The following is a 14434-nucleotide window of genomic DNA, read 5'->3' on the forward strand; positions in this document are numbered from 1 at the left end:
GCGCCGGATGTTCCGCCTGTTCGAAAACCTCGTGGACCCCTACGGGCCGCACGACCCCTCGGCGCCGCCGCCGGCGAAGCTGTGGCCGTTCATCCTGCATCACCTCAGGCCGTTCCGGACCGTGCTCGGCTTCACGGCGGCGTTCACCGCGGCGGTGACGCTGATGGAGATCGCGCTCATCTGGTATGCGGGGCGGGTGGTGGACCTGCTCGCCAGCTCCGAGCCCTCGGCCTTCTTCGCGGAGCACGGGATGGAGCTGGCCTTCGTCGCGCTCCTCATCCTTCTCGTCCGCCCGGCGATCCAGTTCATCGACGTCGCGCTGCTGAACCAGGCGGTGATGCCGAATATCGGGACGCTGATGCGCTGGCGGGCGCACCGGCGGATGCTGCGGCAGTCGGTCGGCTTCTTCCAGGCGGATTTCGCGGGGCGCGTCGCCTCCCGCGTCATGCAGACGGCGCCCTCGATGGGGGAGGCGACGTTCCAGATCTTCGACGCGCTGGTCTACGCCGCGATCTACCTGATCGGCGCGATGATCCTGCTCGGGGACGTCGATGCGCGGCTGATGCTGCCGCTGATCCTCTGGGCCGCGGCCTATATCGCGCTGCTCGCCTGGCTCACGCCGCGGATCGGGAAGGCGAGCCAGGCGTTTTCCGACGCGCGCTCGGCCATCACCGGGCGGATCGTCGATTCCTATTCGAACATCCAGACGGTGAAGCTCTTCTCCCACGGCGCGCGGGAGGAGGCCTATGCGAAGGAGGCGATCGAGCGCGGGCGGCGCACCTTCGCGGACGAGATGCGGCTGGTGACGGGGATGGATTTCGGGCTCGTCATCATCAACGGGCTCCTGATGGTCGGCGTCGTCGGCTGGGCGATCTTCCTCTGGTCCACCGGCGAGGCGGGGGTGGGCGCGGTGGCGGCGGCGACGGCGCTGGTGATGCGGCTCAACGCCATGACGGGCTGGATCATGTGGGCGCTCTCCTCCCTCTTCCAGAATCTCGGGGTGATCGCGGAGGGGATGGAGACCATCGCCGCGCCGATCACGCTGAACGACAGGCCGGGCGCGCCGGCGCTGAAGGTCTCGGGCGGGGCGATCCGGTTCGATGCCGTTCGGCACGGCTATGGCGGCGGCGCGCGCTCCGCGCTCGCCGGGGTGGACCTTTCCATCGCGCCGGGGGAGCGGATCGGGCTCGTCGGGCGGTCGGGGGCGGGAAAGTCCACCCTCGTCAACCTCCTCCTCCGCTTCCATGACCGGGAGGCGGGGCGGATCGAGATCGACGGGCAGGACGTGGCGGAGGTGACGCAGGAAAGCCTCCGCGCCGCCATCGGCATGGTGACGCAGGACACCTCGCTCCTCCACCGCTCGGTGCGGGACAACATCGCCTATGGCAAGCCGGGCGCGACGGATGCGGAGATCATGGAAGCGGCGCGGAAGGTCGCCGCGGCGGAGTTCATCCCCGAGCTTCGCGACCAGGAGGGCCGCAGCGGGCTCGACGCGATGGTGGGCGAGCGGGGCGTGAAGCTTTCCGGCGGGCAGCGGCAGCGCATCGCCCTCGCCCGCGTCGTGCTGAAGGACGCGCCGATCCTCGTGCTGGACGAGGCGACCTCTGCGCTCGATTCCGAGGTCGAGGCGGCGATCGAGGAGAGCCTGATCGGCCTGATGGAGGGCAAGACCGTCATCGCCATCGCCCACCGCCTCTCCACCATCGCGCGGATGGACCGGATCGTGGTGCTGGACGCGGGCCGCGTGGCCGAGGCGGGGACCCATGCGGACCTCGTCGCCGCGGGCGGGCTTTATGCGCGGTTCTGGGCGCGGCAATCGGGCGGGTTCATCGGGCTGGAGGCGGCGTAGGGGTGTGCGCACACGGCGTGCAGGGGAGTTATGTATTTGTTTTGAAATATAAATCTGAAAATCCGACTTGAATCCGTTCGCCTGGCGCGGGGGCGACAAATGCGAGCGCCCTTGCGCCACGGCGGAAACCCGCCATCATCGCCCGATGCTCCGCCGCGCCGTCGATACCCCGTTCGGGCGCCTCACGCTGACCGAGGCGGGGGGCGCAATCGTCTCGCTCCGCTTCGGCGGGGAGGGGGCGGATTCTTCCCCGCTGCTCGAAGAGGCGGAGGCGCAGCTTCGCGCCTATGCGGAGGGGCGGCTCCGCGAATTCGACCTGCCGCTCGCGCCCGCGGGCGGGCCGCTGCAGCAGGCCGTCATGGCGGCGATGCGGGCGATTCCGTTCGGGGAGACGCGGACCTATGGCGAGATCGCCGCGCTCGTCTCCGCCCCGGCGCAGGCGGTGGGGCAGGCCTGCGGGGCCAATCCGATCCCGGTCGTCATTCCCTGCCACCGGGTGACGGGGGCGAGCGGGCTCGGCGGCTTTTCCGCGCCGGGAGGGGCGGAGACGAAGGTGAGGCTCCTCCGCCATGAAGGCGCCTATTCACTGCTGATCTGAGAGGTTCCCATGCCCGACCCCGTAAAGCCCGGCGCCGTGGCGCTGATCACCGGCGCCGCGAGCGGCATCGGCCGCGCCGCCGCCCTCGCCCTCGCCGCCCGCGGCATGCGCGTCGCCCTCGCGGACCTGCCGGGCGAGAAGCTCGACTCGGCGGCGGCGGAGGCCGGGGGATTGAAGATCGAGGTCGATCTCTCCCGCCCCGGCGCGGTGGAGGCGATGCGCGCGGCGCTCCTGCCCGCGCTCGGGGCGCCCGCGCTCCTGATGAACAACGCCGCCTCCCGCGCCGGGCGCGGCTTCGACGCGGCGCCGGAAGACTGGCGGGCCGCCTTCGAGGTGAACTTCTGGGCGGTGGCGGAGGCCTGCCGCGTGTTCCTGCCGGACATGGCGGCGGCGGGGGGCGCAATCGTCAACACCGGCTCGAAACAGGGGATCACCAACCCGCCCGGCCACCCGGCCTACAACGCCGCGAAGGCCGCGTTGAAGAGCTGGACTGAGGGGCTGGAGCATGAGCTGAGGGCCCGGCCCGGCCCGCGCGTCTCCGCCCATCTCCTCATCCCGGGCTGGACGACGACGGGTGACGCGGCGCACCGGCCGGGCGCCTGGCTGCCGGAGCAGGTCGTCGACCGGATGCTGGCGGGGCTCGCGGCGGGCGATTTCTACATCCTCTGCCCGGATGACGAGACGACGGAAGAGATGGACAGGAAGCGCATCCTCTGGGCCGCGGGGGACGTGGCGGAAAACCGCCCGCCGCTCTCCCGCTGGCATCCGGACTGGAAGGAGCGGGCGGCGGCTTCCTGTTCCTGACCCCCGCTTGACAGACCGGCGCCCCCGCGCATCCTCCGCCGCGATGAGCGCCCTCCTCTCCCTCGAAGCCGAGATCGCCGGTTGCCGCGCCTGCGCCGGGCGTTTCGCGGCGACGGAGACGCGCCATGCGCCGCGGCCCGTCACCCGGCTGTCCGATACGGCGCGCATCCTGATCGCGGGGCAGGCGCCCGGGCTGCGCGTGCACGAATCGGGCCTGCCCTTCGATGACCGTTCGGGGGACCGGCTGCGCGGCTGGATGGGGGTGGACCGGGAGACGTTCTATGACCGCGCGCGCATCGCGATCCTGCCCATGGCGTTCTGCTTTCCGGGCTATGACGCGAAGGGGGCGGACCTGCCGCCGCCGAAGCTCTGCGCCGAGCTCTGGCGGGAGCGGGCGCTCTCGCTGATGCCGCAGCTGCGGCTGACGCTCCTCGTCGGGCTTCATGCGCAGGGCTGGGCGCTCGGCGCGCGGCGGGGGGTGACGGAGACGGTGGCGGCCTGGCGGACATTGGGGGAGGCGGCGTTCCCGCTGCCCCATCCGTCCTGGCGGAACACGGGCTGGCTGAAGCGGAACCCGTGGTTCGAGGCGGAGGCGCTGCCGGCGCTGCGGGCGCGGGTCGCGGCGTGGCTTTGAAGGCGGGTTTGTATCCGGGATCTGCGGCCGGCCCGGGCCCGAACGGCGGACGGAGGGCCGCGCGCGCCCCTTGGCGGGCGCCATGAGGCGGGGTTTGCAGGGCTTTGTCGTTCCGCTCCGAACGACGCTGGAGCCCCCTGCGCCGGCGGAGAGCGCCCGCCCCCCCGCAGGGGCGGGCGCGGCCCGTGCTGGACGCACAGGCCAAGGGTCGCGGGGGGGGGCGGAAGGCGACGCCCCGGCCGCAAAGGGGCGGTCTCTCAAGGCCGCGCTCGCCGCGCTCCTCCTCCTCGCGGGCTGCGCCGGCGGGCCGCTCGGCGAGGCGCCGCCGCTCGCGCCCGCGACGGTGGAGGACGGGTCGGTGGCCGGGGCGGGGGGCGAGCGGCTCGCGCTTTCGCGATGGGAGCCGGCTTCGGCGCCGCGCGCGGTCGTCCTCGCCGTGCACGGCTTCGGGGATTACGGGCCCTCGACCTTCTCCGGGCCCGCGGAATTCTGGGCAGGCCGGGGCTTTCTCGTCTACGCCTATGACCAGCGCGGCTTCGGGCGGAACGAAAGCCGCGGGCGCTGGCCGGGGGCGGAGGCGCTGATCGCGGATTTTCGCGCCGTCGCGGCGGCGCTCCGGGCGCGTCATCCGGGCCTGCCGCTCTTCGCAATCGGGCATTCGATGGGCGGGGCCGTCGCGCTCGCCGGGCTGGCGGAGGGCGGGGAGGCGGACGGGCTTATCCTCGCCGCGCCCGCGGCGCAGGGCGGGGAGGCGCTGCCGCTCCCGTGGCGGGCGGCGGCCTGGGCGGGCGCGCTCCTTTTCCCCGAGACGCGCTGGACGGGGGAGGGGATCGTCACCATCCGCGCCTCGGACAATGACGAGGCGCTGATCGCCCTCGGGCGCGACCCGCTCTATCTCGGGCGGCCTTCGAGCCGGGAGCTTTTCGGCCTCGTTCAGGTCATGGACCGGGCGGTGGCGGCGGCGCCCCGCCTTTCGCTCGATGCGCTGACGCTTTACGGAGAGCGGGACGAGGTGGCGGAGCGGGACGCCGTGCTCGCGCTCCACGAGGCGCTCGGCGGGCCGAAGGCGCTGATCCTCTATCCGGAGGGCTGGCACCTTCTCTTCCGCGACCACCAGCGCGAACGGGTCTGGCGCGACGCGGCGGAATGGATGGAGGCGAGATCGTGACGGAGACGGCGCTGGACCGGGCCTGGGCGGCCTCCGAGGCGGGGGGCGATGCGGAGACGGCGCGCTTCTGGGAGACATTCGCGGCGACGGAGCTCTTCCTCGCCATCGACCCGGCGACGCTGTCCGACGAGGCGCCGCAGCCGCTGACCTTCCCGGTGGAGGGCGCGGAGACGGCGCTGGCCTTCGACACCGAGGCGCGGCTCGCGTCCTTCATGGGGGACGAGGCGGCGCATCTGACGCTTTCGGGGCGGGCGCTGGCGGAGATGTGCGCGGGGGCGGGGGCGCAGCTCGGCCTCAATCTCGGCGACGCGCCTTCGGCGACGGTGCTGCCGCTCTCCGCCCTCGCCTGGGCGGCGGAGGCGCTGCGCCAGCCGATCGAGGCCGCGCGGGGCGACGGGGTGACGCTGACGAAGCCCTTCGGGGCGGAGCCCGACCTTCTCGGCCGGATCGACGCGCGGCTCGCCGGGCTCGGGCCGGCGCTGGCGGAGGCCTGGCTCTGCGGGGCGGAGGGGGAGGGCCTGCTGCTCTGCCTGCGGCTCGCGGAGCCGGCGGCGGAGCGCGCGGCGGTGGCGGCGCTGGCGGAGACGGCGCGATTCGCCGGCGGGGAGCGCGCGGCCTTCGCCATCGCCGTGCTGGAAGAGGGCGACCGGCGGCTGGAGGCGGCGCGGCGCGTCGGCTTCGGCTTCGAGCCGGCGGCCCCGCAACCGCCCGCGCCGCTGGCGGGCCCGCCGAAGCTCCGGTGATCGCCTTGTTTTCCTGCCCGGTTTCGGATAAGGAGAGTCCAGACGATGGCTGGACTATCTGACGATGACGCACGGGTTTCGACCCGCGGGAGGAGTTGGGTTTCCTAGATCGGACTGCGCCGCAAAGCCGCAATCCCGCGGCAGGCGCGACTAGAGGACGACCCAATGACGACCGGAACTGTGAAATTCTACAACGAGACCAAGGGCTACGGCTTCATCCAGCCGGATGACGGCGGCAAGGACGTGTTCGTCCACGCCACCGCGCTGGAGCGCGCGGGCATGCGCTCGCTGAAGGAAGGCCAGAAGGTCACGTTCGAGACCGAGATCGACAAGCGCAGCGGCAAGACCGCCGTGAGCTCGATCTCCGGCTGAATTCGGCTTTCGCCGAAAGAGCGCCGCCCCCCCCGGGGCGGCGTTTTTCTTTGCGTCAGCCGCCGGCCCGCGCCGCGCCGGCCGCGTGACCCTCGAAATACCCGTCCCGGTCGGCATGGAAGCCGTGCCCGGCGCAGCGGTTCTCCATCATCGTGAAGGACGCTTCCGGGTCGAGCCCGCGATAGCCGTGGTTGAAGCCGACGGCGCGCCAATCCATCGTGTTGCAGGTGTTTCGGCTGATCGCGCCGTCCGGCGCGACGCTGGCGCCGGGCGCGCCGGAACAGGCGGCGAGGGCGAGCGCGAGGAACGGCGGAGCGAATCTGGTCATGCCCGAAAAGCTGGCGCCCCGCGCGGGGCGGGCGAGGCGCGGGCGCTCACGACTTCGTGAGGAAGGCTCAGGCCGCCTTCGCGCCGAAGGCCGCCATCGTGCCGCGATGGAGCGCCCTGTCCCCCGGCGCGATCTCGCCGGGGCGGAAGGCGGCGCCGTCCGCCAGCCGGGCGTAGATCGGGCCGAAATCCGCCATCGCCGCTTCGAGGAGCGAATCGAAGCTCTCGATCACGAAATAGGTCTGCTGCCGGTCGTCGATCCGGTATTCGGTGCGCATCACCCGTTCGAGATCGAATTCGATGCGGTTCGGCGAGGGATCCTCCAGCGCGAAGACGGTCTCCGAGGGGGAGGACATGATCCCGGCGCCGAAGATGCGCAGCCCCTCCGCCTCCCGCACGAGGCCGAATTCGATCGTGTGCCAGTAGAGCCGGGCGAGCTCCGTCAGCCGCCCGAGCTTCATGGCGCGCAGGCCGCCCTCGCCATAGGCCTGGATGAAGGCGGCGTAGGCCGGATCGGCGAGGAGCGGGACATGGCCGAAGACGTCATGGAAGATGTCCGGCTCCTCGATGTAGTCCATCTCGTCCTCGTCCCGGATGAAGCAACCGGCGGGGAAGCGGCGGTTGGCGAGATGGTCGAAGAACACTTCGTCCGGCACGAGGCCCGGCACGCCGACGACGCGCCAGCCCGTCCGCGACTCCAGCCGGTCCGACAGGCGCTCGAGATCCGGGATGCCGCCTTCGGAGAGGGCGAGGCTCTCCGTCGCCTTCAGGAAGGCGGCGGAGGCGCGGTCGGGGAGGAGGCGCATCATGCGGGCCGTCAGCGCGTCCCACCGCGCGTGCTCCTCGGGCGAATAGGCGCTCCAGCGCTGGTCGATGGTGAAATCGGCGGCGACGGGGCCGGCTTCGCGGCGGAGGCGGGCGGCTGCGGCTTCCATGGCTTGTCTCCTCTGACTTTCGGGGAGAGTGCCGCGAAAGCGGCGGAAATGCTTTTCAAACCGCTCGCTTCTGTAGCAAGATGCGCGAAATTCTTTCGCAGAGGCGTCAATGAGCGAAGAAATCCCCCTGTCGCCGGCCGACCGCGCGCTCCTGCGCCGGCTGCAGGCCGATTCGGGGGCGACGCTGGAGCGGCTGGCCGAGGCCGCCGCGCTCTCCCCCGCCTCGGCCTGGCGGCGGGTGAAGGCGCTGGAGGAGGCGGGGCTGGTCCGCGCCCGCGTCGCGCTCCTCGATCCGGCGAAGGCCGGGCGCGCGCTCTGCGTCTTCGCCGACGTCACGCTGCGCGACCATGCGGCGGAGAAGCGGGCGGCGTTCGAGCGCTTCGTCGCCGCGGCGGAGGAGGTGATGGAATGCCATTCGACCGCGGGCGGGCGGGATTACCTGCTGAAGATCCGCGTCGCCGGCGTGGCGGAATACGAGGCGTTCCTGATGGAGCGCCTGCTCGCGCATCCTTCCGTCGCCTCGGCCTCAAGCTCCTTCTCGCTCAAGGAGCTGAAATATTCGACCGCGCTGCCGCTCTGACGCGGCTCATTCGTGCCAGTGCGCCTCGACCATGGCGGCGAGCAGGGCCTGGAGTTCGGCGAGCCGCGCCTCCGTCGTCGCGGGCATGAGCAGGGCGCCGAGGCGGAGGGCCTGGGCGATCTCGGCATAGGCCTCGCCCTCGGGCCCGGGGGCGGGGAGCGTGGCGCGGAACCGGGCGAGGCGGGCCGCGTCCGCCGCCGCGAGCGCCTCCGCCGCCTCGGGGATCGCGCGAAGGCCGCGCTCCGTCGCCAGCCCCTCGCCGCCTTCGGCGGCCCACGCCGCCGCCAGCGCGCGAAGGAAGGCGCCCTGGCTCTCGAAATGATGATAGAAGGAGCCGCGGGTCTTCCCCGCGCGCCGCGTCAGCGCCTCGACCGTCAGCCCCGAGGGGCCTTCCTCCTCGATCGCCGCGCGCCCGAGCGCCAGCCAATCCTCCCGCCCGAGGCGCGCCACTGGTGTCTCTCCGGCTCCGTTCGTGCAATACCGTATGGTATGGTTTGTATTCCGCGCCGCAAGGGCGAATCTGCGCCGCCCCTGCGCCGGCCTGTCGCAGGCGATAGAAAATCCATCCAGATCATGGACTTGCCTCTCAGCCCCAAATCCGCTTGCGGCATTGACGCAGCGCACCCGGCCGGCCTAATGTCCGCCCCGGCGAGGAGAGGGCCCAGAGGCGAGCGGAGGCGGCGCGACGTGACGACGCGACCCCCGGAAGACCCCCTGAAATCTCTCGCCGCGCGGATCGAGGCGGCGCGCGAGGCGCGGAAACCGCCGCCGCCCGCGCCGAAGGGCAAGTTTTCCGCCGCCGGGTTCGGCTGGCGCATGACGATCGACCTGGTGACCGGCATTCTCGTCGGCGCGGGGCTCGGATGGGGGATGGACAGCCTTTTCGGCACGCTGCCCCTCTTCCTGATCGTCATGACGATGTTCGGTTTCGCCGCCGGCGTCCGCGTGATGCTGGGCTCGGCGCGGGACTACGAGAAGGACCATCCGGCGCAGCGCGCGCCGGAGAAGAGAAGGGAAGACAATGGCGACGGGACCTGACGGCGAGGTTGTCATCGACCCGATGAAGCAGTTCGAGATCAAGCCGCTCTTCGGCGACGAGCTCGGGCTCTTCACGATCACCAATTCGACGCTGTGGATGGCGCTGGCCGTTGCCGCGGTGGCGGCGCTCCTCCTCCTCGGCGGTCGGGGGCGCAACCTCGTGCCGACGCGGATGACCTCGGTCGCGGAAATCCTCTACGGCTTCATCAGGCAGATGTGCACGGACGTGCTGGGCCATGAGGGGGTGAAGTTCTTCCCCTACATCTTCACGCTCTTCATGTTCATCCTCTTCTCCAACCTCCTCGGCATGATCCCGGGCTCCTTCACGACGACGAGCCATGTGGCGGTGACGGGCGTGCTCGCGCTCGCCGTCTTCTGCTCGGTCATCGTCATCGGCGTGATGCGGCAGGGCATCGGCTTCTTCGGCATGTTCTGGGTGACGAGCGCGCCGGCCGCGCTCCGCCCCGTCCTCGCCGTCATCGAGGTCATCTCCTTCTTCGTGCGGCCGCTCAGCCATTCGATCCGTCTCGCCGGCAACATGATGGCGGGCCATGCGGTGCTGAAGGTCTTCGCGGGGCTGGCGGCGATGATCGTCGCCGCCGGGCTCGGCCCGCTCGTCGTCCTGCCCATCGTCGGCATGATGGGGATGACGGCGCTCGAACTCCTCGTATCCGTGGTGCAGGCCTACATCTTCTCGATCCTCACCTGCATCTATCTCAACGACGCGCTCCACTCGCACCATTGAGCGGGCGCATCCCAATCCATCCATTCAAGGAGACGAAAGATGGAAGCTGAAGCTGCGGCCCTCCTGGGCAAGTATATCGGCGCGGGCCTGGCCTGCACCGCGATGGCCGGCGCCGGCATCGGCGTGGGCAACGTCGTCGGCAACTACCTCGCCGGCGCGCTGCGCAACCCGGCCGCGGCCGGGGGCCAGACGGCGACCATGTTCCTCGGCATCGCCTTCGCCGAGGCGCTCGGCATCTTCGGCTTCCTGATCGCGCTGCTGCTGATGTTCGCCGTCTGACGGCGGGCGTTTTCAAGGCGACAGGGCTGCGCGCCGTCGGGGCGCGCGGCCCAAACGATCGGGAGGGCCGGATGGTCCACATGCGCATTTCGGCCGTCATGGCCAGCGGCGCCGCGCTTCTCGCCGCCCCCGCCCTTGCGGCGACCGAGGGCGAGGCGAAGGGCGGCATGCCGCAGCTGAATTTCGACAGCTGGGGGAGCCAGATCTTCTGGCTCGTGGTCTCGCTCGTCGTGCTCTTCCTCCTGATGAAGAACGTGATCCTGCCGCGCATCGCCGCGGGGCTGGAGGAGCGTTCCGAGAAGATCGAGGACGATCTCGACCGCGCCGCGACCTTCCGGCGGGACGCCGAGGCGGCCGAGGCCGCCTACGAGAAGGCGCTGGCCGACGCCCGCGCCAAGGCGCAGGAGATCGCGCAGGGGGCGAAGGACGCCGTCCAGGCCGACTACGCCGCCGCCGTCGCGAAGGCGGACGCGGAGATCGCGGCCCGTGCGGCCGAGGGCGAGAAGCGGATCGCGGAGATCGGCGAGAGCGCCGCGGAGGCCGTCAGCGAGGTCGCGGCGGACACGGCGGGCGCGGTGATCGAAGCCGTCGCGCCCGGCATGGGCGACGACAAGGCGGCGCGCGCCGCCGTCTCCGAACTCCTCGGGAGGTGAGCCGATGATGAGCTTCTTCGGAAACAGCGACCTTGTGGTCGGCCTCTCCAGCCTCCTCTTCATCGCGCTGATCGTCTACCTCAAGGTGCCCGGCAAGGTCGCCGCGATGCTGGACGCGCGGGCCGACAAGATCGCGAAGGAACTGGACGAGGCGCGGCGGCTCCGCGAGGAGGCGCAGGCGCTCCTCGCCTCCTACGAGCGCAAGCAGAAGGAAGTCGAGGAGCTGGCGCAGGAGATCGTGACCCGCGCCCGCGCCGAGGCGGCCCGCGCCGCCGAACAGGGCCGCGCCGAGCTCGAAGCCTCCATCACCCGCCGGCTGAAGAAGGCCGACGAGCAGATCGCCTCGGCCGAGGCCGCGGCGATCCGCGAGGTGAAGGACCGCGCCGTGGCGGTCGCCATCGAGGCCGCCGGCAAGGTCATCGCCGGCAAGATGACGGGCGAGGCGGCGGAAGCCTATCTCGCGCAGGCGATCAAGGACGTTTCGGCCAAGCTGCACTGAGGCCGGTCGCCGGAAACAGCAGGGGCGCGCGAGGCATCGCGCGCCCCTTCGCTTTCTCCCCCGCCCCTTCCCCCGCCCCGCAGGCCGCGCTATCCCCCGCCCATGCCGCGATACCGCCTCACCCTGGAATATGACGGCGCCCCCTTTTCCGGCTGGCAGCGGCAGGCGGACCGGCCTTCCGTGCAACAGGCGCTGGAGGAAGCGGTTCTGCGGCTGACCGGGGATGCGGCGCATGTGCAGGGCGCGGGGCGCACCGATGCCGGCGTCCATGCGCTCGGCCAGGTGGCGCATCTGGACCTTGAGCGGGACTGGGAGCCGTTCCGGCTCATGGAGGCGCTGAACCATCACCTCCGGCCCGCGCCTGTCTCCGTCATCGCGGCGGAGGCGGCGGGGGCGGCGTTCCATGCGCGGTTCGACGCCGTGGAGCGGGAATATCTCTATCGCATCCTCAACCGCCGCGCGCCGCCCGCGCTGGATCGCGGGCGCGTCTGGCATCTGCGCCAACCGCTCGACGCGGAGGCGATGCACAGCGCGGCGCAGGCGCTGGTCGGACGGCACGACTTCACCACCTTCCGCGCCGCGCTCTGCCAGGCGAAGAGCCCGGTCAAGACGGTGGACGAAGTGCGGGTGAGCCGTGCGGGGGAGGAGATCCACATTGTCGCCCGCGCACGGAGCTTCCTTCACAATCAGGTGCGGAGCTTCGTCGGCACGCTGGAGCGGGTGGGCGCCGGCGCCTGGGCGCCGCGGGATGTGGCCGCGGCGCTCGAAGCGAGGGACCGGGCGGCCTGCGGCCCGGTCGCGCCGCCGCAGGGGCTCTATCTCGTGGCGGTGCGGTATCCGGGCTCTCAGCGCCCGAGCGAGCACTCGCCGTAGGTCTCGCCCCGCGCCTCCACCTCGGCCATCTTCGCGCCGAGCTCGCCGGGGGTGAAGGCGCCGGCCTCCATCAGGTTCTGCGTCACCGCCTGGATCCAGCGCTCGTAATAGCTCTGCGTCTCGAAGGCTTCCGGGCCCATGTCCTCCAGCACGCGGCGGAGGCCGTCCACCGTGAAGAGGCCCTTGGAGGTGGCGAGCACCATCAGCGCGTCCACCCGCTTTTCCCAGAGCGCGTAATCGTGCAGGGCGGGGTCGATGGCCGGGTCCGCGGGCGGGAGGCCGCCCATGTCATGCCAGCGGCGCCCCTCTTCCTCGCCATGATCGTGGTGATGGTGATGGTCGTGCATGCGCGCCTCCTACCGCCCGCGAATCCGCGGGTCCATCGCGTCGCGGAGCCCGTCTCCGATGAAGTTCACGGAGAGCACCGTAAGGCTGATGAAGAGCCCCGGCCAGATCACGCGGCCGGGCGACCGCGTCATGAAGTCCTTGCCGTCGAAGAGGAGCCGCCCCCAGGTCGGGAAGTCGGGCGGAAAGCCGAGGCCGAGGAAGGAGAGGGTCGATTCCGTGATGATCGCCGCGGCGATGCCGATGGTCGCCGAGACCATGATCGGCGAGAGGACGTTGGGCAGGATGTGCCGCGTGATGACGCGGCCCTCCTTCGTGCCGATGCTCTGCGCCGCGAGGACGAATTCCCGCTCCTTCAGCGTCTGCACCTCGCCGCGCACGATCCGCGCCGTCTGCATCCAGCTCGTGACGCCGATGATGACGACGATGAGGAGGAAGACGCCGGCCTCCGGCCCGAAATTCGCCCGGAGCGTATCGCGGAAGAGGAGGATGGCGACGAGGAGGAGGGGCAGGATCGGCAGGGCGAGGAACAGCTCGGTGAGCCGCATCAGCGGCCCGTCGAGCCGGCGGAAATAGCCGGCGAGGACGCCGATCACCGCGCCGATCAGCATCGAGACGGCCATCGCGGTGATGCCGACCGCGAGCGAGACTCGCCCGCCCGCCAGCACCTGGGCCAGCATGTCCCGCCCCACATTGTCCGTCCCGAACGGGTGGGCCCAGCTCATCGGCATGTTGCGGGCGCGGAGATTGGTGGTCCCCGGGTCGATGGTCCAAAGCATCGGGCCGAAGATCACGGCTAGAAGGATGAAGCCGAAGACGCCGGCCCCGATCATCGCCCCGCGATGCGCGCGGAACTGCCGCCAGACATCGCCCCAGAGCGAGCGATGCGCCGTCGGCGCGGCGGCGGCCGCCGCTGCGGTCGCGTCAGTCATAGCGGATCCTCGGGTCGAGCACGCCGTAGAGGAGATCGGCGATCAGGTTGAAGACGACGATCAGGATCGCGAAGATGAAGGTCAGCGTCTGGACGAGCGGGATGTCGTTCGACTCGATCCCGGTGATGAGCAGCGCGCCGATGCCGTTCACACGGAAGATCTGCTCGGTCACGATGGCGCCGCCGAAGATCGTCGGCACGCCGAGCGCGATCACGGTGACGACCGGGATGAGGGAGTTGCGGAGAACGTGGAGCAGGACGACCGTCCGCTCCCGCACGCCCTTGGCGCGGGCGGTGCGGACATAATCCTGCGTCAGGTTGTCGAGCATCGAGGCGCGCATGAAGCGGCTGATCTGGCTGGCGTTGGCGAGGGCGAGGACCATGGTGGGCATGGCCATCTGCTTCACCTGGAACCAGAAACTGTCCCAGTCCTCCACGACATGGGTGGTGTCGTAGATCGAAGGCAGCCAGCCGAGCCAGACCGAGAAGACGACGATCAGCAGGAGCCCGGTGAAGAAGGTCGGGATCGAGAAGCCGAGCATCGAGATGAAGGTGCCGATCTGGTCGAAGAGCGAGTATTGCCGGTAGGCGGAGATGACGCCGAGCGGCACCGCGATCAGCACGGCGACGACATAGGACATGCCGACGACCCAGAGCGTCTGCGGCAGGCGCTCCACGATGAGGTCGGTGACGGGGGAGCGGGTGGCCCAGGAGAGGACGCGGAGGCGGTTCTCGCTGTCCCCGATCGTCAGGCCGGTCATCTGTTCGAGGACGGCGAGCGGCTCATTGATGAGGAACTGCTCAAGCCATTTGAAATAGCGGATGATGAAGGGCTCGCCGAGGCCGAGGGAGAGGCGGATCTTCTCCCGCACCTCGGGCGGAATGGTGAGCGGCAGGTTCGCCGTCGGGTCCGAGGGCGCAAGGTCGAGCAGCGCGAAGACGATGAAACTGATCGCGAGCAATGTCGGGATCGAGATCAGGAGGCGTCTTGCGGCGTATCGGAGCATCGATGGTCCCGTGCGATCCCGTGGGAAAAAAGGGGGCGGCCCCGGAAGGCCGCC

At 70.9% G+C, this 14434-nt stretch carries 20 protein-coding genes; 14 read left to right on the plus strand and 6 right to left on the minus strand.

The features are described from left to right. Nucleotides 1-7: 7 nt before the first annotated feature. From ACE37J_RS07825 to ACE37J_RS07855, 7 genes are all read left to right on the plus strand, one after another. On the plus strand, nt 8-1849 hold the full coding sequence (locus tag ACE37J_RS07825) for an ABC transporter ATP-binding protein (protein WP_409709624.1): 1842 nt from the start codon (nt 8-10) through the stop codon (nt 1847-1849). Nucleotides 1850-1994: 145 nt separating this feature from the next. Next, nucleotides 1995-2447 carry a methylated-DNA--[protein]-cysteine S-methyltransferase gene (locus ACE37J_RS07830; protein ID WP_409709627.1) on the plus strand — a complete coding sequence of 151 codons (453 nt, stop codon included), beginning with the start codon at nt 1995-1997 and terminating at the stop codon, nt 2445-2447. 9 nt (nt 2448-2456) lie between these two features. After that, nucleotides 2457-3251 (plus strand): SDR family NAD(P)-dependent oxidoreductase, encoded by a 795-nt coding sequence (locus ACE37J_RS07835; RefSeq protein WP_409709630.1) that lies wholly within the window; start codon nt 2457-2459, stop codon nt 3249-3251. A 43-nt stretch (nt 3252-3294) separates the two neighbouring features. Further along, nucleotides 3295-3885: a uracil-DNA glycosylase family protein gene (locus ACE37J_RS07840; RefSeq protein WP_409709633.1), complete on the plus strand. Its 591-nt coding sequence runs from the start codon at nt 3295-3297 to the stop codon at nt 3883-3885. A gap of 82 nt (nt 3886-3967) precedes the next feature. Then, a complete protein-coding gene (locus ACE37J_RS07845) occupies nt 3968-5053 on the plus strand; it encodes an alpha/beta fold hydrolase (protein WP_409709636.1) in 1086 nt (361 codons plus the stop codon). Further along, nucleotides 5050-5796 (plus strand): SseB family protein, encoded by a 747-nt coding sequence (locus ACE37J_RS07850; protein ID WP_409709639.1) that lies wholly within the window; start codon nt 5050-5052, stop codon nt 5794-5796. The genes ACE37J_RS07845 and ACE37J_RS07850 overlap by 4 nt, the downstream gene beginning before the upstream one ends. Nucleotides 5797-5961: 165 nt before the next feature. Beyond that, a complete protein-coding gene (locus ACE37J_RS07855; protein WP_409709642.1) occupies nt 5962-6168 on the plus strand; it encodes a cold-shock protein in 207 nt (68 codons plus the stop codon). Nucleotides 6169-6223: 55 nt separating this feature from the next. Here the strand turns inward: ACE37J_RS07855 and ACE37J_RS07860 are convergent, their stop codons facing one another. Continuing rightward, nucleotides 6224-6496: a hypothetical protein gene (locus ACE37J_RS07860; protein WP_409709645.1), complete on the minus strand. Its 273-nt coding sequence runs from the start codon at nt 6494-6496 to the stop codon at nt 6224-6226. Between the two features lie 67 nt (nt 6497-6563). Beyond that, nucleotides 6564-7430: a phenylalanine 4-monooxygenase gene (gene phhA, locus ACE37J_RS07865; protein ID WP_409709648.1), complete on the minus strand. Its 867-nt coding sequence runs from the start codon at nt 7428-7430 to the stop codon at nt 6564-6566. Between the two features lie 109 nt (nt 7431-7539). Between phhA and ACE37J_RS07870 the strand changes: the two genes are divergently transcribed. Further along, entirely contained in the window at nt 7540-8010 is a 471-nt protein-coding gene (locus tag ACE37J_RS07870) for an Lrp/AsnC family transcriptional regulator (protein ID WP_409709651.1), read from the plus strand. 6 nt (nt 8011-8016) lie between these two features. On the opposite strand, the gene ACE37J_RS07875 is transcribed toward ACE37J_RS07870, so the two are convergent. Further along, on the minus strand, nt 8017-8460 hold the full coding sequence (locus ACE37J_RS07875) for a helix-turn-helix domain-containing protein (RefSeq protein WP_409709655.1): 444 nt from the start codon (nt 8458-8460) through the stop codon (nt 8017-8019). A gap of 237 nt (nt 8461-8697) precedes the next feature. Here ACE37J_RS07875 and ACE37J_RS07880 point away from each other — a divergent pair, with 237 nt between their 5' ends. From ACE37J_RS07880 to truA, 6 genes are all read left to right on the plus strand, one after another. Beyond that, entirely contained in the window at nt 8698-9048 is a 351-nt protein-coding gene (locus ACE37J_RS07880; RefSeq protein ID WP_409709658.1) for an AtpZ/AtpI family protein, read from the plus strand. Beyond that, the gene (locus ACE37J_RS07885) at nt 9032-9793 is read left to right on the plus strand and encodes a F0F1 ATP synthase subunit A (RefSeq protein ID WP_409709660.1); all 762 of its coding nucleotides are present in this window, start codon (nt 9032-9034) and stop codon (nt 9791-9793) included. Before ACE37J_RS07880 ends, ACE37J_RS07885 begins: the two co-directional genes overlap by 17 nt. 39 nt (nt 9794-9832) lie before the next feature. After that, nucleotides 9833-10072 (plus strand): F0F1 ATP synthase subunit C, encoded by a 240-nt coding sequence (locus ACE37J_RS07890; RefSeq protein WP_409709663.1) that lies wholly within the window; start codon nt 9833-9835, stop codon nt 10070-10072. Nucleotides 10073-10143: 71 nt separating this feature from the next. Beyond that, nucleotides 10144-10725, plus strand: a complete 582-nt coding sequence (locus tag ACE37J_RS07895; RefSeq protein WP_409709666.1) for a F0F1 ATP synthase subunit B' — start codon at nt 10144-10146, stop codon at nt 10723-10725. A gap of 7 nt (nt 10726-10732) precedes the next feature. Next, the gene (locus ACE37J_RS07900) at nt 10733-11224 is read left to right on the plus strand and encodes an ATP F0F1 synthase subunit B (protein WP_409709668.1); all 492 of its coding nucleotides are present in this window, start codon (nt 10733-10735) and stop codon (nt 11222-11224) included. 102 nt (nt 11225-11326) lie between these two features. Then, complete coding sequence (gene truA, locus ACE37J_RS07905; protein WP_409709671.1) at nt 11327-12097, plus strand: tRNA pseudouridine(38-40) synthase TruA; 771 nt, start codon at nt 11327-11329, stop codon at nt 12095-12097. Here truA and ACE37J_RS07910 read toward each other — a convergent pair. From ACE37J_RS07910 to ACE37J_RS07920, 3 genes are read right to left on the minus strand one after another with little or no spacing between them, the layout of a single operon-like run. Further along, entirely contained in the window at nt 12070-12444 is a 375-nt protein-coding gene (locus ACE37J_RS07910) for a ScnB-like protein (protein ID WP_409709674.1), read from the minus strand. The two genes, truA and ACE37J_RS07910, sit on opposite strands and share 28 nt — an antisense overlap. A 9-nt stretch (nt 12445-12453) precedes the next feature. Next, complete coding sequence (locus tag ACE37J_RS07915) at nt 12454-13374, minus strand: ABC transporter permease (RefSeq protein WP_409709677.1); 921 nt, start codon at nt 13372-13374, stop codon at nt 12454-12456. Beyond that, complete coding sequence (locus ACE37J_RS07920) at nt 13367-14380, minus strand: ABC transporter permease (RefSeq protein WP_409709680.1); 1014 nt, start codon at nt 14378-14380, stop codon at nt 13367-13369. Before ACE37J_RS07920 ends, ACE37J_RS07915 begins: the two co-directional genes overlap by 8 nt. Nucleotides 14381-14434: the final 54 nt, after the last annotated feature.

Origin of the sequence: Pikeienuella sp., from assembly GCF_046290545.1 — a bacterium.
In the GTDB taxonomy this organism is placed as follows: domain Bacteria; phylum Pseudomonadota; class Alphaproteobacteria; order Rhodobacterales; family Rhodobacteraceae; genus Pikeienuella.